Origin of the sequence: Pseudomaricurvus hydrocarbonicus, assembly GCF_011602365.1 — a bacterium.
Taxonomy (GTDB): Bacteria; Pseudomonadota; Gammaproteobacteria; order Pseudomonadales; family Cellvibrionaceae; genus Pseudomaricurvus; species Pseudomaricurvus hydrocarbonicus.
In genome coordinates, this window is the sequence record NZ_JAAONZ010000044.1 from 1 (window position 1) to 1,782 (window position 1,782).

Consider the following 1,782-nt stretch of genomic DNA (forward strand, 5'->3'; position numbering starts at 1 on the left):
GCGTTGAAATTGTAGAAAAACTCCTAAAAATAGGTGTTTTTTGATAAAATTAGGCATCGGAAAAGGACTACCGCCATGCCAAACTTCAAAAAGTACAACTACAGCCAGTCAACGATGGTTGTCATCAATTTCGAAGAGCAGCTTCAACCCAACACCTTCGAATTTACCTTGCATCAACTGATCGACAATCACATTGATCTGTCAGCGTTTTACGACAAGTACAACAACGATACCGGTGGCCGATCTGCCTATGATCCCGCCATTCTCCTGAAAATTATCCTGTTTGCGTACTCTAAAGGCATTACTTCCAGCCGCGAAATCCAGTGGCAGTGTGAGCATAACATTATCTTTAAGGCGCTATCCTGCGATTCCGTTCCTCATTTCACCAGTATTGCCAATTTTGTCAGTAGTTATCCTGATGCCATCGAATCAGTGTTTGAACAGGTGTTGTTGGTATGCGAGCAACAGGGCTTGTTGGGTAATGAGCTGCTTGCGATTGATGGCTGCAAGATTTCATCTAATGCCGCTAAAGAGCATTCCGGGACTTTGTCTGAGTTGGAGCAAAAGCGCGATAAATTGAGTAAGAAGATTCGTTACTGTCTGAAAGAGCACAAGAAGCTGGATGGCCGTAAGCCCAATGATCGAGAGCGGAAAAAGCAGCTGGAGAAAGCCTCTAAAACTCTGGAAAAAGAGTTCAACCGGATAAATGACTTCCTAAAGACGGCGACCCCAAGGATGGGGCAAGGTCAAAAACCCAAGGAAGTGAAGAGTAATATTACCGATAATGAATCCGCTAAGATGACCACCAGTAAAGGTACGATCCAGGGTTACAATGGAGTGGCTACGGTGGATAAAAAGCATCAGATCATTGTGGATGCCCAAGCGTTCGGTGAAGGTCAGGAACACCATACATTAAAGCCGGTTCTGGACAGTGTACAGAAGCGCTATCAAAAGACGGGTATTCATCCTGATATTTTAAAGTCTAAGCTGATTGTAACGGCAGACACAGGCTTCTCGAATGGAACAAACAACGAATACTTAAAAGAACAAGGCATCAATGCCTATATCCCTGACAACCAGTTCCGTTCGCGCGATAAATTTTTTGGGAAGCAAAAACAGAAATACGGAAAACGACACCGTGATACGGTCAAAGGTATTAAACCCGTCATTCCCGCCAGTGAATTCGATTTTAATTTGAAAAAGAAAACCTGTATCTGCCCCGCTGGCAATGAGATGTGGCTCAAACATGAATGCAGTCAGGGGCCGGGTCGGATTCAGTTACATTTTGAAGGCAAACTGACCGATTGCCGGCATTGCCAATTTAAAGATGAATGCATGCGCAATCCCTCATCGGCAGATACCCGTGAAGGCCATGGTCGCCAAGTCTCCAAAACCTTCTCGATACACACCAACGCCACCGACTGGATGAAGCGCCGTGTAGACAGCAAACAGGGTAAAGCGATTTATGGTCACAGGATGTCCGTGGTTGAACCTGTGTTTGCCAATATCGGTAGTCAGAAAAAGCTCAACCGGTTCTCGTTAAGAGGCAAAAAGAAGGTACAAGGGCAATGGCAGTTGTACTGTTTGGTACACAACATTGAGAAAATCGCGAATTACGGAACAATGAGTTAATGCACAGAGATATCCACACGCGCACTGTGTAAAGTTCGCGCAATGAGTGATTATGTTAAGTGGATATGGTTGAATGGTGAGCATCAAAATTAAAAGGAATGGGCTGTGGATAAGCAATCTTTAGAAAACGTTTTTCTACAGTCTCGTTAG

The 1,782-nt window shown here is 44.4% G+C and carries 1 protein-coding gene; it reads left to right on the top strand.

Features of this window, described 5'->3' with window-relative positions; translation table 11 throughout:
- Positions 1 to 75: 75 nt before the first annotated feature.
- Entirely contained in the window at positions 76 to 1,632 is a 1,557-nt protein-coding gene (locus G8770_RS23745) for an IS1182 family transposase (protein ID WP_167192537.1), read from the top strand.
- The last annotated feature ends 150 nt before the right edge of the window (positions 1,633 to 1,782 follow it).